Origin of the sequence: Limibacillus sp. MBR-115 (genome assembly GCF_040549425.1) — a bacterium.
In the GTDB taxonomy this organism is placed as follows: Bacteria; Pseudomonadota; Alphaproteobacteria; order Kiloniellales; family CECT-8803; genus Limibacillus; species Limibacillus halophilus.
In genome coordinates this window covers 82,454-101,994 of record NZ_JBEPTJ010000001.1, presented here as the reverse complement: position 1 = coordinate 101,994, position 19,541 = coordinate 82,454, and the positions used below count along the sequence as shown (strand labels likewise).

The window sequence follows — 19,541 nt, the reverse complement described above, 5'->3', positions numbered from 1 at the left end:
GGGTTTTATCAATACTTGCCGCAGCGGCAGGCTGAGACTAAGGTGCGCCCGATTTCCGACTGTTTAGACTAGTCGGGTCTTCTTACTTTGAGAGGAAAGAATAGACGCTATGTCTGGTCCGATGTTTCGTGGCTCACTCACTGCATTGATCACGCCGTTTACGAATGACGGCGTGGACGAAGATGCCTTTCAGGCCTTCGTGGATTGGCAGATCACCGAAGGCACGCAGGGGTTGATCCCCTGCGGTACGACGGGTGAATCGCCCACCTTGACGCATGCTGAGCACAAACGCGTCGTCGACCTTTGCGTGGAAGCGGCGGCCGGGCGCGCACCTGTGGTCGCAGGCACGGGTTCCAACAGCACAGCCGAGGCGATCGAGTTGACCAAGGCGGCCAAGCAGTCTGGTGCGAACGCCGCACTCGTGGTCACGCCCTACTACAACAAGCCAACTCAGGAGGGGCTCTTCCAGCACTTCAAGGCGATCCATGACGCCGCTGATTTGCCGATCCTGATCTACAACATTCCGGGGCGTTCGGTGGTTGATATGTCGGTCGAGACCATGACCCGCCTATCCAAGCTGCCAAACATCGTCGGCGTGAAGGACGCGAGCAACGACCTGACTCGTCCGATCGAGACGCGTCTGGCCTGCGGTCCCGACTTTTGCCAGTTGTCCGGCGAGGACGCGACAATCCTGCCGTTCCTGGGTGGCGGTGGGCATGGGTGCATTTCGGTGACCTCCAATATCGCGCCTCGGCTTTGCCGTGAAATGCATGATTCTTGGGCAGCAGGCAATTTTGCCGCCGCGCAAGCTTTAAGCGATCGCTTGATGCCGTTGCACCGGACCATGTTCTGCGAGACCAGTCCCGGGCCGGTGAAGTACGCCGCTAAACTACTGGGTCGTAGTTCGGACCGCCTGCGGTTACCCTTGGCGCCCATCGCCGAGGCTACCTGCCGCCGGGTCGAGCAATCGATGTTGGACTGCGGGCTGATCAACGGGTAAGGCCTGCGTATCGTTAGCGTTGATAGGATAGAATAGAGGAGCGGACCCGCTATGGCTGGCACGGGGACCCGCGTTGTCGCCGTCAATCGGCGGGCGCGGCACGAGTACTTTATCGAAGATACCCTGGAAGTCGGGCTCGTTCTCATGGGTTCCGAGGTCAAAGCCTTGCGCGCCGGTCATGGGTCGATCAAAGAGGCTTACGCGCGCGAACAGGGTGGTGAGCTATATCTGTTCGGCTGTCACATTTCCGAGTTTGCACCCGCGGCAAGAGAGAATCACAGTCCTTTGAGACCGCGCAAACTACTGTTGCATCGCCGCGAGTTGGGCAAACTTCTGGGCAAACTTCGGGAGCGAGGTGCGACGCTGGTCCCGCTCTCTCTCTACTTCAACGAGCGTGGCGTGGCCAAGCTTGAGCTGGGTTTGGCGCGCGGCAAGAAGAAGGCCGACAAACGCGAAACCGAGAAGCAACGCGATTGGGATCGCCAAAAGTCGCGCCTCGTCCGCGAGTACGGTTGATAGCTGGGTGCTACGCCAACTCTTCCTGTAGCTGGGTAAATACTGCTTCGAACATCTGCGTGGTCAATCGACCGGTATTGGTGTTGTAACGCGAGCAGTGATAGCTGTTGGCAAGAAGCAAGCCGTCGGGCAATCGGTGCTGGGCCGCATGGGCGAAGCGAAAATGACTCTTGCGCAAACCCAAAGCCGTCAGCACCGCGCCATGTGATACCAGACCCAAGCTTAGAATTGCCGCCAGGCCAGGGCGCAGACTTGCGATTTCCGCACGCAAATAGCCGTTGCAGTTCCGTATTTCGGATGTTTCGGGCTTGTTTGCCGGCGGTACGCAACGCACCGCATTTGTGATGCGGCAGCCGCTCAAGGTCAGGCCATCGTCGGGCGCTGCCCGATAATCACCAAGGGCCCAGCCAAACTTGGTCAAGGTCGGATAGAGAAGATCGCCGGCATAGTCACCGGTAAAGGGCCGCCCGGTCCGATTTGCACCCTTCAAACCAGGGGCTAACCCCACGATCAACAGGCGCACCGGTGCCTGCCCGAATGCCGGGACAGGACTGTTGAAGAAAGTAGGGAACTTATCCCGGTTACTGGCGCGAAATTCCGCTAACCGCGGGCAAAGCCCGCAGTTGCGGTTGGGTTCAAGATTGCTCATGCGCCAGCGGTATCGTCGCCGTCTTCGTCGAAATAGTCATCGTCATCGTCATCGTCCAGATAGTCGTCCCCATTCTCGCCGTGGCCTTCACCATGATCTTCACTGGGCCGGCGCGGCGCACTGTCGTCACCGTACTGGCGAGCGATCTCGCGTTGCAAATCCACCAAGTCGACAAAGTGATCGGCCTGGCGCCGTAGTTCGTCGGCTATCATCGGCGGTTGGGTCTTGATTGTCGAGATGACGGTAACTCTGACGGCCTTGCGCTGCACGGCTTCAACCAGACGGCGGAAATCCCCGTCACCGGAAAAGAGTACGATATGATCCAGATGCTCGGCCATCTCAAGCATGTCGATGGCAAGCTCGATATCCATGTTGCCCTTTAGCTTCCGGCGCCCCGAAGCGTCGGTGAACTCCTTGGTCGGCTTGGTGACCATGTTGTAACCGTTGTAGTCCAGCCAATCGACCAGAGGGCGTATGGGAGAGTATTCTTGATCTTCGACCAAGGCAGTATAGTAAAAAGCTCGAATCAGATGGCAATGATCGCCGAAGAACGTCAGAAGGCGCTTGTAATCGATGTCAAAATCCAAGGACCGCGCTGTCCCGTAAAGGTTTGCGCCATCAATAAACAGCGCCACGCGTTCATCAGGGTAAAATCGCAATTTCATTAGGTCGACTTTCTCTAAAAATAGAAGTTTGCTAAATACGCTCCGGAAATGCTGCCGCGCCCGTAAACCACCTCCTGCTAATTTTCCGACGCGGGAAGTGACCGGAGCCCTTTCAATAGGATTCGATAATTGCCGGTAAATTCATAACTTGGAATGTGGCGCAAGAGCAGCCCGGATTCAATGGCATAGTGTGATCAAATGATCTTGATAGCTTTAGGCGCAAACTTACCTGCCGCGGGATATACCTCACCGCGGGCTACGCTTGAAGCCGCTTTGTCTCGGCTACAGGACAAAGGTCCGAAAATCACGGCAAAATCGCGATGGTATCGCAGCGCACCTGTGCCGCCGTCCGATCAACCGGATTTCGTCAACGGTGCGGCCTGCGTGGAAACAGAGCTTGGTTCCCGGGAAATGCTGGAGGCCTTGCATGCGATAGAGGCCGAATTCGGTCGCACGCGCAGTGTCCCCAATGCGGCACGAACACTAGACTTGGATCTACTGGCTTACGACGCCGAGGTCGTAGACCAGCCAGGGGGATTGCAGATTCCGCATCCCCGTTTGCAAGACCGCAGTTTCGTGCTCCTTCCTTTACGCGATATAGCAGCGGAATGGCGTCATCCGATCTCCGGACTGAGCGTAGGGGAGATGTTGTCTCGCCTTCCGACCCTTGAGGGAGTAAGCCCTCTGGATGACGACTAGGGCCAATATCAAGGTGGCAGGCCGGACTTGCTTTTACCTGAACCGCTGCCTATATTCCGCCCTTCGTTTTATTGGCTAATCTTCAAGCTAGAGAAGGGAGCGATAGGCCGATGGCCCGCGTTACCGTCGAAGACTGCGTTACTAAAGTTCCCAATCGATTCGATCTTGTCATGCTCGCTTCGCAGCGCGCGCGGGAAATTTCCGCTGGTGCGCCGTTGATCGTCGAGCGGGACAACGACAAGAATCCCGTCGTTGCCCTGCGTGAAATCGCTGAAGATGCCGTGAGCCAGGACGAACTGCGCGAATCGGTTATTTCCGGCATGCAAAAGCACAACGAGCGTGACGAGCCGGAAGAAGAGGCAGCCGAACTCGACGCCCTTTCCGGCGAGACCTCGGAAGCCGAGGCAGGGGCCGCTGAGGTCGAATCCGAGATGGATGGCGAAGGTTTGGAAGCCGCGCTCGGGAAAATATTTGAGGACATTACTGCCGACGACGTCACGAATTACGACGATTGATCAGGCAGTCCTCTCAAAGTGATCGAAAAACGGCGCGGTTTCCTTCCGCGCCGTTTTTTTTCGCCGCCATTGGGGCTGGCGATAAGCCCGTTCTGTTCTTAGATTTATGTGATGTCATGTAGTTCGGGTACATTGAGTTGCCTGGCAACTGTTTCTGGCGTTGAGGAATGACCCGGCAGCAAGTTTTAAGACAGGTCGAACTGGTTGAACGTGTGAAGTCCTACGATCCGGACGTGGACGAGGACGCGCTCAACCGCGCCTATGTGTTCGTCACGCATGTTCACGGCGCTCAGCAGCGTGCGTCGGGCGATCCTTACTATTCTCACCCAATCCAGGTTGCCGGCATCCTGACCGAGTTGAAGCTCGACCAAGCCACCATCCTCACGGCCTTGCTGCATGATGTTATCGAAGACACCGACACGCCGATATCGGAAATCGAGCGTCTGTTCGGCGAGAAGGTCGCGCATTTGGTGGACGGCGTCACGAAGCTGTCCCAGTTGGAATTGAAGTCCGAGCGCAGCAAACAAGCGGAAAATTTTCGCAAACTGTTCATGGCGATGTCTCAGGACATTCGCGTGCTGTTGGTGAAGCTGGCCGACAGGCTGCACAACATGCGCACGTTGCATTTTTTCAAGGATGAGGCCAAACGCCGGCGCATTGCCGGTGAAACGATGGATATTTACGTCCCGCTTGCCGAGCGGATCGGCTTGCATCGTTTCAAGGAGGAATTGGAGGATCTAGCCTTTCGGGAGATCAACCCGGATGCCCGCGATTCAATCCTGACTCGCCTTGGGTTCCTGAAGGAACGCGGCGAGGACTTGACCGGAAAGGTCATCGACCGGTTGAAACGTGATCTCGCGGAAGAGGGGATTGACGCTTGGATATCCGGACGCATCAAATCCGCTTACTCGATTTGGCGAAAAATGCAGAAGCGCAACGTTGCGTTCGAGCAACTCTCCGACATCATGGCCTTTCGGGTGATGGTCAAGGATATCGCCGAGTGTTACCAGGTGCTGGGTGTGCTGCACAGCCGTTACCCGGTCGTTCCTGGGCGCTTCAAGGATTACATCTCGACTCCCAAACCGAATGGCTACAAATCCTTGCATACGGGGCTGATGGGGCCTGAGCAGCAGCGCATCGAGGTGCAGATTCGCACGCAGCAGATGCAGGAGTACGCTGACCTTGGTGTCGCGGCGCACTGGTCCTACAAACAGGGCGTGCCGAATGTTGATGGCCGACAGTACCGTTGGGTGCGCGAACTTCTCGACATCCTAGATCATGCCTCCGACCCGGAGGAATTCCTGGAACACACGAAGCTTGAGATGTTCCAGGACCAGGTGTTCTGCTTTACGCCGCGCGGCGAGATTGTCGCCCTGCCAAGGGGATCCTGTCCCGTCGACTTCGCCTATTCAGTGCACTCTGAGCTAGGCGACACTTGCGTCGGGGCAAAGGTGAACGGCCGCGTCGTACCGCTGCGCTACGCTTTGCAGAACGGCGACCAGGTGCAGGTCATGACCTCGCGTGGCCAAACGCCGTCCCCGGACTGGGAAAATTTCTGCGTCACCGGGAAGGCGCGAGCCCGTATTCGCCGCTTCATTCGACAGAAGAAACGCGGCGAATATATGGAACTGGGACGTGAGGTCATCAATCGGCGTTTCAAGGAAGAAGGACTGGAGGCCACGGAAAAGGGCTTGGCCGGCGTCCTCGCAAAGTTCCGATTGGATCAGGTAGACGATCTCTACGCGGAGGTGGGCGCAGGCAATCTGACCGGCCGCGAAGTCATGTTGGCAGTGTTTCCGGGATTGAAGGAGAAGCAGCGTCAATCCCGTCAGGCCACGGCGATTGAGCGGGTATTCAAGAAAACCGTCGATCGCACCAAGCACCGCAACGGTATTCCCATTGATGGTCTGATACCCGGCATGGCGGTGCACTATGCCCATTGCTGCCATCCGCTCAAGGGTGACCGCATCGTGGGGATCGTCAATACCGGCAAGGGTGTCACGGTCCATACGATCGATTGTGAAACGCTGGAAGCGTTCCAGGACATGCCCGAGCGTTGGATTGATTTGTCATGGAACCACGACCGCGATGCGGACGAGGACCTGCAGGTAGGCCGCTTGCACTTGGTGGTATCAAACGAGCCCGGCGGCCTGGGAAACCTATCGACGGTCATCGGCAAACACGGCGGCAACATCTCGAATTTGAAGTTCACCAACAGGAAACCGGATTTCTTCGAGATGCTTGTTGATGTAGAAGTTAAAGACGCCAAACATCTTGTGGACATTATCGCTGCGCTCAGGGCATCGCCCTCGGTCAGCTCCGTCGACAGACAGAGAGGGTAGCCGTCAATGTTCAGTATGTTTCCAGCATTCGTCGAAGCCTGAAGATGCTGTTTAGTCGGCGCGTTCCCTCGACCCTGTTTGCAAAGTTCCGGCAGTTTATCTGGCCGAGAGCGGGCTGGCGCCGGGCGGCTACTTACGTGGCCCATCGGGTTCGCCGCCTTCCCGGGACGCCCTATCATATTGCTGCGGGCTTTGCTTGCGGGGCGGCGGTCTCCTTCACGCCTTTGCTGGGATTGCACTTCGTATCAGCGGCATTGTTGGCGTGGTTGATGCGGGCCAGCCTGATGGCGTCCGCCATCGGCACCGTCGTGGGGAACCCCTGGACCTTTCCCTTCATCTGGGTGTGGATCTATACCTTGGGCCGTTTCGTACTCGGATACGAGCACCCTGCAAGCCTGCCGGGGAATCCCACATTTGGTGAGTTGGACGCGACAATTTTTACCGTGGAATACCTGCGAGACAATTTCATGGATGTGGCCGTGCCTATGATTGTCGGTGGTCTACCAACAGCTATTATCGCCTGGTTTGCCTTTTACTGGCCGTTAAAGATGCTGGTAGAAAGCTACCAAAAGGCGCGACAACATCGGCTTGCAAATCCTCGTAGGAAAAGCCGAAAGGCAAAGCTTCATAATAATTTGAATGCGGGTAATGTGAACGAACCCATCAACAGTGGAAAACGGCAATGACTGGATACCTTCGGCTGGGTGTCAACATCGACCATGTTGCGACAATCCGGAACGCCCGCGGCGGGCTCCATCCTGACCCGCTGCGCGCGGCCCACCAGGCGGCCGCCGCCGGCGCGGATGGCATTACAGCGCATCTGCGGGAGGATCGCCGTCATATCTCGGATCATGACATCGAGCGTCTGACACAGGAAATCGATCTGCCTTTAAACTTGGAGATGGCAGCAACACCGGAGATGCTGGAGATCGCACTGCGTCATTGCCCGCATGCTGCCTGTATTGTGCCGGAAAAACGCGAAGAGGTGACGACTGAAGGCGGGCTCGATGCCGTAGGCAACATGGCGATTTTACGGCCCTTTGTTGCAAAGCTGAGGGACGCCGGAATTCGGGTTTCTCTGTTTATTGATCCTGACGTAGACCAGATCGAGGCGGCAAAACAGCTTGGCGCGCCCGTCGTTGAGTTGCATACCGGTGCTTATTGTGAAGCCGTCATTGAGAATGCAGACGGCGCTTCGGCAAAAAGCGAACTGCATCGCATCCGTCAGGCCGCCGCTGTCGCGAGCGACCTGGGTTTGGAATGTCACGCCGGACACGGGTTGACGTTTGAAAGCGTTGCCCCGGTTGCGGCCATAAGTGAAATTGCCGAGCTTAATATTGGTCATTTTCTGATCGGTGAGGCGATATTCACCGGATTGGAATCGGCTATACGCCGGATGCGCCAACTGATGAATGAGGCGAGGGCAGCAGGGCAGGACCAGACGTCAACATCCGCAGAGGTGATTGGGCAATGATCCTCGGTATCGGCAACGATTTGATCGATATCCGCCGGGTAGAGCGCACCCTTGAACGCTTTGGCAATCGTTTCACGCAGCGTGTCTTTACGGAAGTCGAGCGAAATAAGTCCGACCGGAGGCAAGCCAGGGCGGCAAGCTATGCAAAACGGTTTGCTGCCAAAGAAGCCTGTGCGAAGGCTCTCGGGACCGGCGTGCCGAGACGGGGTGTCCATTGGCAGCATATGGGTGTGGTGAACCTTCCGAGCGGCAAACCGACAGTCGCTCTGACCGGCGGCGCGTTGACGCGGTTGCAGGAGATCACGCCGACCGGCATGGTCGCGCAGATCGACATAACGATTACCGACGATTACCCGCTTGCGCAGGCTTTCGTCATCATCTCGGCGCTACCTGAAGCGCTGGGGCAGGATAGTTCCCTGGACGCTGGCATTGTTGGTCGTTAGAAAGGCGCAGCCAATCGGAGCCGCGGGCTCAAGGGCTGTGCATCATGCCATCGAGGGCGAATATGACTGAAAGCCAGGATAAAACCATGTCGCGTGAGAAAACTGGGGGATGGGGAGAGACGTTCCGTACGGTAATTTATGCTGTGCTGATTGCGGTTGTGGTGCGAACTTTCGCATATGAGCCCTTCTCAATCCCTTCAGGGTCCATGCTGCCGACGTTGCTGGTAGGCGATTATCTCTTCGTCTCCAAAATGTCCTACGGCTATAGCCGCCATTCGATGCCGTTCTCACCAAATTTCTTCGATGGTCGGATCCTGGCCGACGAACCCGAGCGGGGAGATGTTGCGGTCTTCAAACTGCCGAGCGACGGCGAGACCGATTACATCAAGCGCTTGGTCGGGATGCCGGGGGATCGCATTCAGGTGAAAGCGGGAATCCTCTACATCAACGACGAGCCGGTCAAACGCGAGAAGGTGCGCGACGTCATAATCCAACATTCAGGCGGTTACTCCAGCAAGGTCACGCAGTATGTCGAAACCTTGCCCGGTGGGCGCCAGCATCTGATCTGGGAACGGTCGGACAATGAGTTCCTGGACAACACACCGCTCTATGTGGTGCCCGCGGGTCACTACTTCGCCATGGGTGACAATCGCGATTCGTCGCAGGATAGCCGGGTGATGAGTGTAGTCGGATTCGTGCCTTTCGAGAATCTGGTCGGTCGCGCGGACGTTCTGTTCTTCTCGCTGGAGGAAGGCGCTTCGATACTGGCGTTTTGGAACTGGCCCACGTCGGTGCGCTGGGGGCGCATCTTCGATGGTATCGAGTAAGAAAAACGCGCCGTTGAGCCAGCCCGGACGGCTTGCCGACAGGCTGGGCTACAGCTTTACTAAGCCGGAGCGATTGCTGACGGCTCTGACCCATTCGAGCACACTCGGCCAAGACCGCGGTGGTTCCGATAGTTATGAGCGTTTGGAATTTCTAGGCGACCGGGTTCTGGGACTGGTGGTCGCCGATCTGCTGCTGGCGCGCTTCGCGCAGGAGTCGGAAGGAGCAATCGCCAAACGTTTTGCCCTGCTGGTCAGTCAACAGGTGCTGGCGGAAGTAGCCAGAGATATCGGCTTGGGTGAGTTCATCAGGCTTTCGCCGGGTGAGGATGACTCCGGCGGGCGCGATAACCCGGCTATCCTGTCGGACGTGATGGAAGCGGTTATTGCCGCGCTTTACCGGGATGGTGGCCTCGAAGTGGCGCGTGCCTTTATCGAGCCGCGGTGGATATCGTTGATCGAAGCCGACCTTAGTCCACCACGTGAGCCCAAGACGGCTCTTCAGGAGTGGGCACAAGGCCGCGGACTGCCGCTTCCAAGTTACAGGCTGGTTAGCCGGAAAGGGCCGGATCACGAGCCGGCCTTCACCGTCGAAGTTACGGTCAGCGGCGAAGGGTCCGGTGAGGGTACTGGGCGCTCCAAGAGGCTGGCCGAGCAGGCGGCTGCGGAGCGACTTCTGGCCAGGCTGGACCGGCAGCAAACAAATATGGATCAATCTCAAAGAAAGGGAAGGACATGAATCAGCGTTGCGGATTCGCGGCCATTATCGGGGCGCCCAACGCTGGCAAATCCACGCTGGTGAATGCGCTTGTCGGCGCCAAGATCACGATTGTGTCCCCCAAGGTCCAGACGACGCGAACCCAAGTGAGAGGACTGTTGATTGAGCAGGAATCGCAGATCGTTCTGGTTGATACACCGGGTATTTTCCTGCACCCGAAGCGGCGTTTGGAAAGAGCGATGGTGCGCGCCGCTTGGGCCGGTGCTGACGAGGCTGATGTGATCCTGGTGATCTACGATGCGTCGCGCAGCAAACGCGATGCGGACACCACCCGCATCATCGAGCAGTTGAAGAAGAATGATCGCAAGGCAGTCCTGGTGTTGAACAAGATCGACCTGATCGCGCGCGAGAAGCTGCTAAAGCTAGCGGCGGCGTTCGATGCGGAAGGCTGCTTCGATGAGATCTTTATGATTTCAGCGGAGAAGGGCGACGGGCTCGAACGGCTGAGAGGCTTTCTGGCGAAGCGCATGCCGATGGGGCCTTGGCTTTTCCCGGAAGATCAACTCTCCGACATGCCAATGCGTTTGCTGGCCGCTGAGGTAACCCGCGAGAAGCTGTTCCTCCAACTTCATGATGAGATCCCTTATGCCCTGACCGTCGAGACGGATTCCTGGGAAGAGTTCAAGGACGGCAGCGCCAAAATTCAACAGACTATCTACCTGCAGCGCGAGAGCCTGAAGCCTATCGTTATCGGCAAAGGCGGTAATCGTATTAAGAAGGTACGCGAGGACACCCAGGCCGAGTTGTCGGAGATGATGGAGCGGCCGGTCCATCTCTTTATTTTCGTCAAGGTACGCGAAAAATGGGTGGACGATCCCGAACGCTACCGGGATTGGGGCCTGGACTACCAGTCCTGACGGTATCAGCCGTGGCAGCATGCCCCTTACATGATCTATTCTCGCACGCATGATCGAGTGGCGTGACGAGGGATATCTATTGGCGATAAGGCCTCACGGTGAGGACGCCGCCGTTGTTCAGTTGTTAACATTGGAACGTGGGCGCCACGCGGGCTTGGTACGCGGGGGACAGGGGCGGCGGTTAGCCGGTGTTCTCCAGATCGGCAATCGCCTCCGTGTGGATTGGCGCGCCCGGCTCGCGGATCACCTGGGCATGATGCAGGTGGAGCTGGTAGAGGCGAATGCAGCACGCTTTCTCCACGACCCGGCTCGACTGGGGGCCCTAACCAGCGCGGCCGCAATCTGTGAGCGAGCCTTACCAGAACGTGAAGCCCATCCGGCTTGTTTCCACGGGTTTGCCGCCTTGTTGGAGGCGTTGGATGGGGATCACTGGGCGGAAATCTATGTGCGTTGGGAATTGGCTGTCCTAGCCGACTTGGGGTTTGGACTCGACCTTGGTTCCTGCGCGGCCACCGGCTCGGAGGAAGGCTTGGTATACGTGAGTCCGAGAAGCGGACGGGCCGTGTCGGAAGGGGCTGGTGCAGTTTATAAGGATAAGTTGTTGAGACTCCCCGGCTTCCTGACGGGACAGGGAAGCGGTGGCGTCGCCGAAGTGGCGGCTGGGCTGGCGCTGTCAGGATATTTCCTGGAAAAGCGGGTTTTCCACCCGCAAGACCGCCCGCTTCCCTCGGCGCGCCAACGTCTGGCATCGCGCTTTCCTATCGATTCGCAAGAAGACGGAAACTAGCATAAGACTTCTCTTTCGGTCAGGACGGTCTGTCGCTAGAGTGCCGGCCTAATCCAGACCACTTTAGCGCCTGCCCACCAGGAGGAAAGCCGCCGATGCTCATCGACCCGAAGCTTGCGCATTCCAGCGATCTTCGCCGCAAATTGCGTGATACGACATTCGCCGACGAAAGTGAGACAGTCGCAGCATTGCTCGATGAAGCGACACTTGGTTCCGTTCAGGTCGAAAGGGTTCAGGAGAAAGCCCGGCAGCTTGTGCAGGAGGTCCGGCGTTCCAGTGTCGGGCATGGCGGTATTGATGCGTTTCTCTATGAGTATGAGTTGTCGAGCAAGGAAGGCATCGTACTGATGTGCTTGGCCGAGGCATTGCTTCGGGTGCCGGACGCGGATACACGCGACCGCCTGATCAAGGACAAGATTTCCGCCGCCGATTGGCAATCGCACCTCGGGCGCAGCGATTCTCTCTTCGTGAATGCCTCCACCTGGGCATTGATGCTGACGGGACGCGTCGTACGCCTCGACGAGGCGCAGAAGGATTTCAGCGGTGTGCTTGGGCGTCTCGTGCACCGCAGTGGCGAGCCGGTGATCCGTACTGCCGTCACCCAGGCCATGCGTATCCTCGGGCGTCAGTTTGTCATGGGCCGAAACATCAAGGAGGCGATCGAGCGCGCTCGGAGCGACGAGGCCAAGGGTTATCGCTATTCATACGACATGCTTGGCGAGGCCGCGCGCACCATGGCGGACGCCGAGCGCTATTTCGAGTCCTACCGCAAAGCTATCGCGGCTATTGGAAAGGCCGGCAAGGGCAAGAGTGTGGCTGACAGCCCGGGAATCTCCGTGAAGCTTTCGGCCCTCCACCCCCGTTACGAGTTCTCCCAACGTGACCGGGTGATGAAAGAGTTGATGCCGCGCCTTTTGCAGCTCGCTGTGGAGGCAAAGGAGCTGGATATTGGCCTGACAGTCGATGCCGAGGAGGTGGATCGTCTGGACTTGTCGCTCGATGTCATCGAGGCCGTTTCCAGTTCAAGCGAGATCAAGGGGTGGCATGGCTATGGTTTGGCGGTACAAGGCTATCAAAAACGCGCGCGCCCTTTGATTGACTGGCTGGCCGACATGGCCAAGAGGCACAAACGTCAACTTATGGTGCGCCTCGTCAAGGGAGCCTATTGGGACACCGAGATCAAACGCTCTCAAGAACGCGGCTTGCCGGGCTATCCGGTTTTTACGCGCAAAGTGAATACCGATGTTTCCTATTTGGCCTGTGCCCGCGCTTTGTTGGCCGACCCCAAGGCTTTCTATCCTCAGTTCGCCACGCACAATGCTCACTCGGTTGCCTCGGTTCTAGAAATGGCCGGCAACCATGCCGGCTTTGAATTCCAACGGCTGCATGGCATGGGAGAAGCGCTCTATGCGCAGGTTGTCGGCAAGGACAAGCTCGATATCCCAACCCGCATTTATGCGCCGGTCGGGAGTCACGAGGATTTGCTGGCTTATCTGGTCCGCAGACTCCTGGAAAACGGCGCCAACAGCTCATTCGTCAATCGTATCCAAGATGAGAAACTGCCTGTCGACGAGATCGTAGCGGACCCTCTGGTCAAGGTGCGTAACCTCTCGCGCATACCCCATCCGAAGATTCCATTGCCGGTCGATCTTTACGGTGAGGAGCGCCCCAATTCTGCGGGTATGGACGTTTCCAACCCCGTCGTTGTCTCGGATTTCGCGGAGCGCATGGCGACTGTAAGCCAGACTCTCTGGCAGGCGGCTCCGCTGGTTGGTGGCAAAGCCCTGGCAGGAAAGCTGCGCAAAGTGCATAACCCGGCCGACCGGCGCGAAGTCGTGGGCGAGGTTGTCGAGGCCGACGCCACGATGGTCGAACAAGCCCTTAGCCGTGCCGAACGGGCGCAGTGGGATTGGAACGCAACGTCGGCTCACACGCGTGCCGATTGCCTTATGCGCCTCGCGGATCTGATGGAAGAGGAAAGCAGCCGTCTCATCGCTATTTGCATACGGGAGGCCGGTAAAACCTTTGCCGATGGGATCGCAGAGGTTCGAGAAGCGGTTGATTTCTGCCGCTACTATGCGGCACGGGCGCGCGAGCATTTCGCGGAACCGAAAATCATGCCCGGGCCGACCGGAGAAAGGAACGAGCTCCGGTTGGGAGGACGCGGCGTATTTGTCTGCATCAGCCCCTGGAACTTCCCGCTGGCTATCTTCACCGGACAGATCACGGCAGCCTTGGCTGCCGGCAACAGCGTGATTGCCAAACCGGCAGAGCAAACACCTTTGATTGCCACGGCGGCGGTACAGTTGATGCACCGCGCGGGCATACCGGAGGATGTTATCCAGCTTCTACCCGGCGACGGCGCGACGGTTGGCGGGCCGCTGGTTGCTGATTCACGGATCGCCGGGGTGGCGTTCACCGGTTCGACGGAAACCGCACGAATCATTAACCGTGTGTTGGCGGAGCGCGACGGGCCAATCATCCCCTTTATCGCCGAGACCGGCGGTCAGAATGCGATGATCGTCGATTCGACGGCCTTGCCGGAGCAGGTCGTGAACGACGTCGTGATCTCATCCTTCCAAAGCGCTGGTCAGCGGTGCTCGGCACTCAGGGTGCTCTTTGTCCAGGATAGCGTTGCCGATCGCATGTTGAAAATGCTCAAAGGCGCGATGGCGGAACTTCGCGTGGGTAACCCGTCGTTGTTACAAACCGATGTGGGCCCCGTGATCGATGAGGAAGCGCGCGATATGCTGGAAGCGCATGTCACACGCATGAGCAGCGAAGCCAAGGTACTGGCGCGCAGCGATCTAGGTAAGGATTGCAAGCATGGAACCTTCGTTGCTCCCACAGCCGTGGAAATCGATTCCATCAGCCGTTTGCAGCGCGAGGTCTTCGGCCCGATCCTGCATGTGGTCCGTTACAAGGCCGACCGCCTGGATCAGGTCGTCGAGGCGATCAACGGGACCGGCTATGGTCTGACCTTCGGTATCCACAGCCGCATCGATAGCACGGTGAATGCGCTCTATCACAAGGTTCGCGCAGGCAATGCCTACGTCAATCGGAACATGATCGGCGCCATCGTCGGCGTGCAGCCTTTCGGTGGTGAACGGTTGTCAGGCACGGGACCCAAGGCCGGCGGTCCGCATTACCTGTTCCGCTTCGCCTCGGAGCACTCGCTGTCGATCGACACCACGGCGGCGGGCGGCAATGCCTCCTTGATGTCGCTGGAGGAAGATCTGCCGATCTGATCGGAGCCGAGGACCTAAGTTAGGTTGCAAGAAAGGCCAGAACGCCGTCTGCCATGAACTGAACGGCGAGGGCGGCCAGAATGATGCCTGCGACGCGGCTGATCACATTGACGCCGGTTAGACCCAAAAGGCGCATGACCTCGCCGGCAACCAGGAGACAGATCAGGACCAAGGTCAGTACGCAGAGCATCACCAGCACGATCAATGCCTGCATCTGCAAGTCACCGCTGGCGCCACCGACTAGCAGCACGACCGAGGTAAGGGCGCCAGGACCGGCTATCAAGGGAATCGCAAGCGGGAAGACCGAAACATCCTGGCGATGGCCGCTTTCCTCGATCTCGCCTGGCGTCGTGGAACGCAGACCCGACTGACGAGCCATCACCATATCAATGGCAAGCAATAGCAGCAGGATGCCGCCAGCAATGCGAAAGGCGGGCAGACCGATGCCCAAGGCGCTCAGCAAAGTTTCGCCACCAACCGCGAAGGCCAAGAGAATGCCGGTGCCGATCGCTACGCCTTTGATAGCCATGCGGCGGCGTTCGCTGCCGGTCGCTGTTGGCGTCAACCCGGCAAAAATCGGCGCGTTCCCAAGGGGGTCCAACACGACGAGGAAGGTGATGAATGTCGCCAACAGGGTTTCGAGCATGTACTTGCTTACCCCCAGCGACGCTCCGGGATCAAGCTGCCTTTCTGTGGCCGGCGCGCTTGAAACGCTGTTCGGCGAGCCTGTCGGCCGCCTGCGCTGTTGAAATTCCCTTACGTTCGGCGATCTCGAAGATTTCCGTCAGGGTTTTGCCGATACGGGCGACATGCGCGAACGCCGTGGCTTTCACATAGGGTTTGTCGCCGGTCGAGCGCTTCTCGTGGCTGATGTTGATCACACCACCAGCGTTGATCACGTAATCGGGGGCATAGAGGATGCCGCGGTCGCGCAGCAGAGCGCCATGGCGCTCCTCGGCGAGCTGATTGTTGGCGGAGCCTGCGACGATGGCGCAGCGGAGCTCGCCGATACTAGCATCGTTGATGGTGGCGCCCAGCGCGCAGGGGGCGTAGACCGAGACCGCTTCACGGATGATGGCGTCGGGTGCGCTAACCTGGGCGTCGAACCATTCAACCGCGCGTTGGGTTTGCTGCCTGTTCAAGTCGGCCACGATCAACTGAGCACCAGCTTCATGGAGAAGACGGCAAAGTTCCCAACCAACATGCCCCAGCCCCTGAACGGCGACCCGAATCCCTTTCAGGTCAGGGGCCCCAAGCTTAAACGCCACGGCAGCCTTTATGCCCTCAAAGACACCGAAAGCGGTAGCGGGTGAAGGATCTCCGGAGCCACCTGTAGGTATGCCCGCGACGTGCCGTGTCTCCTTTGACATGGTCTCGACGTCGGGTACCGAGATACCGACGTCCTCCGCCACCACATAGCGTCCGGAGAGACTTTCAACGAAGCGGCCCATGGCGTGGAACAATGCCGGGGTCTTGTCAGTTTGTGGATTGCCGATGATGACGGACTTACCACCGCCAAACGGCAGGTTGGCCAATGCCGATTTGTAAGTCATACCACGGGATAGGCGCAGCACATCCGTCAACGCCTCCTCCTCGTTGGCATAGGGCCACATTCGGCATCCGCCGAGCGACGTACCCCGTGAAGTATTGTGGATGGCAATAATGGCTTTCAGGCCGCTCTCGGCGTCCCGGCAGAACACAACCTGTTCGTGGCCATCAAATGCATCATGTGAAAAGACCGACATGAAGTCCTCCATAGCAACTGATAGCGCCGTTTAGTGGCGGTTCAGGACGGTTCTTCTTACCTTCATGTCGATGCTTTTTTTACAAATCTGCAATCACAAAATCGCTATTCAAAAAAGAAAGCAAGAATGTAAAGAATTAGAAAAATGGACTTTCTGGTTACTACAAAAAAGAGCCCGACTAAGAACGAATTTAACGGCTGACCTGTCGTCGATGGCTCGAGGAATTACGGAACAAACGACGTTCATGCGTCTAGTTGCTCTTTCGACGAGAAGATTTCATCTTGAGCGAAAGCGCGCTGATTGAGGATGGAACAAGGCCTGATGACACCGACGGATTTTCTAAACATCGCAGCAATTGTGAGTGTTTTTGCGATTGGGGCGGCCAGCCCGGGTCCGGCCACGCTCATGATCGCCAGCACGGCTATGAATCGCGGTCGGCCCGCGGCCGTCAGATTTTCATTGGGTGTAATGACGGGCTCAATGATTTGGGCCATTTTGGCGGCAAGTGGTTTGGCCGTTGTTCTGCAGACCAGTGCGACAGCTTTTGCCTTGTTGCGCACGCTGGGCGGCCTCTATCTGCTGTGGCTGGCGATCAAAGCCTTGCGTAAAGCCTTTCTGGCCGAACCGGCGCAGGGAACCCCTCTGCCGCCCCAGCGGACGCCACTCGCCGATTATTGCACCGGAGTGCTCCTCCACCTTACAAACCCAAAAGCGCCGCTCGTCTGGCTTGCAACGCTGTCTGTCGGCACGGGTTTGCAGGCGACGGCTGATTTCCTCGTCGTGACAATTCTGGTTTGTAATTTGGCAAGCATCATTATCTTCGTCGGATACGCATTGCTGTTTTCCACGCCCGCCGCAATGGGGTGGTATCAGCGCAGCAGCCGCATGATTGACGGCGTATCCGGCGCATTCTTTGGTGTCGCAGGCCTCAAGATTCTGACGCTTCGGTCGACAGCCTGAAGTTCCTGTCAGACAGTGCCTTCCAGGGCCATTACCAGCATCTTGCGCGCCCCTGCTTCATCCAGGGGCAGGGGATTGCCCGGCGCAGTGGGGTCGACCACGGCCATGCCCGCGATTTCGTCAATCCGTCCGTCATCGACACCGATTTCCGATAGGCGGTGTGGAATGCCTAGCTCCGCTCGCAGGGCTAACACCCAGTCGAGAAAGCCCTGATAGCCGCCGCTCAATCCAAGCCAAGAGGCAAGCCTTTCCATGCGATCTTCGATCGCAGGTCTGTTGAACTGTAAAACATAGGGCATGAAGACGGCGTTGGTCAGGCCATGATGAGTGTCATACAACGCGCCCACCGGGTGACTGAGGGAGTGGATTGCGCCCAGGCCTTTTTGGAACGCGGTCGCGCCCATTGAAGCAGCCACCAGCATATTTGAGCGCGCTTCCAGGTCGCGTCCATCCGTCGTCGCCCGCGGCAGCCACTCCTTCACCAACCGCATGCCTTCCACCGCGATACCTTCCGCCATGGGATGAAATCCCGGTGCACAGTAGGCCTCCAGGCAGTGCGCGAGAGCGTCCATTCCGGTTGCCGCAGTTATCTTTGGCGGCAACCCCACTGTCAGGACCGGGTCCGAGATCACGATAGTGGGCAGCATCTTCGGATGGAAAATGATCTTCTTGGTGTGGTCACGCTCATCCAGGATGACCGATGCACGACCGACCTCGGAACCTGTGCCGGCTGTCGTGGGGACTGCGATGATCGGTGCCACGCCCGCGGGGTCTACGGCTTTCCAATTGCTGCCGCGGTCTTCGAAGTCCCAGAGGGATTTCGTTTGGCCGGACATCAAGGCCACGGCTTTAGCGGCATCCAGCGCCGAACCACCACCAAAGGCGATGACGCCGTCGCAGGAATTGCCATGATATGTGGCGAGGCCCGCCTCGACGTTGCTGCCGGTCGGGTTCGGCTTAACCCCATCGAACAACGTCGTGGGAAGTCCGGCATCCTCGCAGAGAGCGAGGCTATCGCGAACGATCTGCAAGCCGGACAAACCCGGATCCGTGACGAGGAGCGGCCGCGACATTCCAAGACTGCTACAGGCTCTCGGCAATTCGCTGATACGGCCCGGACCAAAACGCATCTGGGTCGGATAGTTCCAGTTGGAAGTGTAAGCGCTGGGATCGAAGGTCATCTTATCCTCGCGGATGACGTGGAATACGAAGGCTGTTTCATGACATTGCCGGGGTGCTCGTGGCAAGACCCGAAGACAAAAGAGCCCCCACCTTCAAATGTGTTCAAGGGCGCGCCATCAAACCACCGTCCACTATGAGGTCGGTTCCGGTAATGAAAGCGGCCTTTTCCGAAAGCAAAAACAAAACGGCATTGGCCATATCCTGCGGCGTCCCCACACGACCAAGAGGCACGGCTGCCGCAGTGCGTTGCTTGGCTTCGGGATTGCTTTTCCAACGATCCTGCATCGGACTCTCCGTCGGCCCGGGGACGAGGCAGTTCGAGCGAATTCCATCGGCCGCGAATTGAATTGCCAGGGATTTGGAAAGCGACAGGATCGCCGCTTTGGCCGCTTGATAGGAATCTTGAGGTTGGTCGTCACCCCGCAGTGCCTGGGTGGAGGCGACATGCACCATCGCTCCGCCACCACTCCGCTTCATCAGGGGTACGGCATGCCGGCAGGTCAAAACCAGCGACGTGAGGTTGATGGAAAGCGCCTGGTTCCAAGTATCCAAGTCGATATCGACCAGGGAACGGTCACGCCCGAACCAAAGCACCGCTGCAGCGTTGACCAGGTAATCGAGACGCCCGGTTTCACTATGGGCAGCGGTGATGGCGGCTGCTACCTGGTCGTCCTGGCTGACATCGCATTTTTGAACCATTGCTTTTCCAGGAAGCCCGGCGAAATCGGCTTGCGGTGCCTTCATGTCCAGCAAGGCGACATTACAGCCTTCGGTCAGCAGCGCTTCGCTGATTGCCATTCCCATGCCCCCGGCGGCGCCGGTCACCACAGCGGTTTTGCCGGAAAAGCTCATGATCG

20 protein-coding genes are annotated in these 19,541 nt (G+C 58.1%); 14 read left to right on the top strand and 6 right to left on the bottom strand.

Annotated elements, in window-relative coordinates:
* Nucleotides 1-121 precede the first annotated feature (121 nt).
* Together dapA and smpB are read left to right on the top strand one after the other, a co-directional pair.
* Nucleotides 122-1,000 carry a 4-hydroxy-tetrahydrodipicolinate synthase gene (gene dapA, locus ABIE63_RS00475; protein ID WP_354502872.1) on the top strand — a complete coding sequence of 293 codons (879 nt, stop codon included), beginning with the start codon at nucleotides 122-124 and terminating at the stop codon, nucleotides 998-1,000.
* Nucleotides 1,001-1,051: 51 nt separating this feature from the next.
* On the top strand, nucleotides 1,052-1,516 hold the full coding sequence (gene smpB / locus ABIE63_RS00470) for an SsrA-binding protein SmpB (RefSeq protein ID WP_183415284.1): 465 nt from the start codon (nucleotides 1,052-1,054) through the stop codon (nucleotides 1,514-1,516).
* Between the two features lie 10 nt (nucleotides 1,517-1,526).
* Here the strand turns inward: smpB and ABIE63_RS00465 are convergent, their stop codons facing one another.
* Both ABIE63_RS00465 and ABIE63_RS00460 read right to left on the bottom strand, forming a co-directional pair.
* The gene (locus ABIE63_RS00465) at nucleotides 1,527-2,165 is read right to left on the bottom strand and encodes a uracil-DNA glycosylase (RefSeq protein WP_183415283.1); all 639 of its coding nucleotides are present in this window, start codon (nucleotides 2,163-2,165) and stop codon (nucleotides 1,527-1,529) included.
* Nucleotides 2,162-2,824 (bottom strand): NYN domain-containing protein, encoded by a 663-nt coding sequence (locus tag ABIE63_RS00460; RefSeq protein ID WP_354502870.1) that lies wholly within the window; start codon nucleotides 2,822-2,824, stop codon nucleotides 2,162-2,164. The genes ABIE63_RS00465 and ABIE63_RS00460 overlap by 4 nt, the downstream gene beginning before the upstream one ends.
* Nucleotides 2,825-3,028: 204 nt before the next feature.
* Between ABIE63_RS00460 and folK the strand changes: the two genes are divergently transcribed.
* From folK to putA, 11 genes are all read left to right on the top strand, one after another.
* On the top strand, nucleotides 3,029-3,529 hold the full coding sequence (folK, locus tag ABIE63_RS00455) for a 2-amino-4-hydroxy-6-hydroxymethyldihydropteridine diphosphokinase (protein ID WP_354501720.1): 501 nt from the start codon (nucleotides 3,029-3,031) through the stop codon (nucleotides 3,527-3,529).
* Between the two features lie 110 nt (nucleotides 3,530-3,639).
* Complete coding sequence (gene rpoZ / locus ABIE63_RS00450) at nucleotides 3,640-4,044, top strand: DNA-directed RNA polymerase subunit omega (RefSeq protein ID WP_183415281.1); 405 nt, start codon at nucleotides 3,640-3,642, stop codon at nucleotides 4,042-4,044.
* 167 nt (nucleotides 4,045-4,211) lie between these two features.
* Complete coding sequence (locus ABIE63_RS00445; RefSeq protein WP_183415280.1) at nucleotides 4,212-6,386, top strand: bifunctional (p)ppGpp synthetase/guanosine-3',5'-bis(diphosphate) 3'-pyrophosphohydrolase; 2,175 nt, start codon at nucleotides 4,212-4,214, stop codon at nucleotides 6,384-6,386.
* A gap of 44 nt (nucleotides 6,387-6,430) precedes the next feature.
* Complete coding sequence (locus tag ABIE63_RS00440) at nucleotides 6,431-7,072, top strand: DUF2062 domain-containing protein (RefSeq protein ID WP_354501716.1); 642 nt, start codon at nucleotides 6,431-6,433, stop codon at nucleotides 7,070-7,072.
* Nucleotides 7,069-7,860 (top strand): pyridoxine 5'-phosphate synthase, encoded by a 792-nt coding sequence (locus ABIE63_RS00435; RefSeq protein WP_354501713.1) that lies wholly within the window; start codon nucleotides 7,069-7,071, stop codon nucleotides 7,858-7,860. Before ABIE63_RS00440 ends, ABIE63_RS00435 begins: the two co-directional genes overlap by 4 nt.
* Nucleotides 7,857-8,303 carry a holo-ACP synthase gene (acpS, locus tag ABIE63_RS00430; protein WP_354501710.1) on the top strand — a complete coding sequence of 149 codons (447 nt, stop codon included), beginning with the start codon at nucleotides 7,857-7,859 and terminating at the stop codon, nucleotides 8,301-8,303. The genes ABIE63_RS00435 and acpS overlap by 4 nt, the downstream gene beginning before the upstream one ends.
* Nucleotides 8,304-8,389: 86 nt before the next feature.
* A complete protein-coding gene (gene lepB / locus ABIE63_RS00425; RefSeq protein WP_354501707.1) occupies nucleotides 8,390-9,130 on the top strand; it encodes a signal peptidase I in 741 nt (246 codons plus the stop codon).
* Nucleotides 9,117-9,866, top strand: coding sequence for a ribonuclease III (gene rnc / locus ABIE63_RS00420; protein WP_354501704.1), 750 nt, complete (start codon nucleotides 9,117-9,119; stop codon nucleotides 9,864-9,866). Before lepB ends, rnc begins: the two co-directional genes overlap by 14 nt.
* Entirely contained in the window at nucleotides 9,863-10,762 is a 900-nt protein-coding gene (era, locus tag ABIE63_RS00415; RefSeq protein ID WP_183415272.1) for a GTPase Era, read from the top strand. Before rnc ends, era begins: the two co-directional genes overlap by 4 nt.
* A gap of 49 nt (nucleotides 10,763-10,811) precedes the next feature.
* Nucleotides 10,812-11,549: a DNA repair protein RecO gene (recO, locus tag ABIE63_RS00410; RefSeq protein ID WP_354501700.1), complete on the top strand. Its 738-nt coding sequence runs from the start codon at nucleotides 10,812-10,814 to the stop codon at nucleotides 11,547-11,549.
* 95 nt (nucleotides 11,550-11,644) lie between these two features.
* On the top strand, nucleotides 11,645-14,797 hold the full coding sequence (putA, locus tag ABIE63_RS00405) for a bifunctional proline dehydrogenase/L-glutamate gamma-semialdehyde dehydrogenase PutA (RefSeq protein ID WP_354501697.1): 3,153 nt from the start codon (nucleotides 11,645-11,647) through the stop codon (nucleotides 14,795-14,797).
* 19 nt (nucleotides 14,798-14,816) lie between these two features.
* On the opposite strand, the gene ABIE63_RS00400 is transcribed toward putA, so the two are convergent.
* The gene (locus tag ABIE63_RS00400; RefSeq protein WP_354501694.1) at nucleotides 14,817-15,443 is read right to left on the bottom strand and encodes a MarC family protein; all 627 of its coding nucleotides are present in this window, start codon (nucleotides 15,441-15,443) and stop codon (nucleotides 14,817-14,819) included.
* 31 nt (nucleotides 15,444-15,474) lie between these two features.
* Complete coding sequence (locus ABIE63_RS00395) at nucleotides 15,475-16,542, bottom strand: Glu/Leu/Phe/Val dehydrogenase dimerization domain-containing protein (protein WP_354501691.1); 1,068 nt, start codon at nucleotides 16,540-16,542, stop codon at nucleotides 15,475-15,477.
* A 321-nt stretch (nucleotides 16,543-16,863) separates the two neighbouring features.
* Here ABIE63_RS00395 and ABIE63_RS00390 point away from each other — a divergent pair, with 321 nt between their 5' ends.
* Nucleotides 16,864-17,502 (top strand): LysE family transporter, encoded by a 639-nt coding sequence (locus ABIE63_RS00390; RefSeq protein WP_354501688.1) that lies wholly within the window; start codon nucleotides 16,864-16,866, stop codon nucleotides 17,500-17,502.
* Between the two features lie 8 nt (nucleotides 17,503-17,510).
* Here the strand turns inward: ABIE63_RS00390 and ABIE63_RS00385 are convergent, their stop codons facing one another.
* Both ABIE63_RS00385 and ABIE63_RS00380 read right to left on the bottom strand, forming a co-directional pair.
* Nucleotides 17,511-18,683, bottom strand: coding sequence for an iron-containing alcohol dehydrogenase (locus ABIE63_RS00385; protein WP_354501685.1), 1,173 nt, complete (start codon nucleotides 18,681-18,683; stop codon nucleotides 17,511-17,513).
* Between the two features lie 103 nt (nucleotides 18,684-18,786).
* Nucleotides 18,787-19,536 carry an SDR family oxidoreductase gene (locus ABIE63_RS00380; protein ID WP_354501682.1) on the bottom strand — a complete coding sequence of 250 codons (750 nt, stop codon included), beginning with the start codon at nucleotides 19,534-19,536 and terminating at the stop codon, nucleotides 18,787-18,789.
* Between the last annotated feature and the right edge of the window lie 5 nt (nucleotides 19,537-19,541).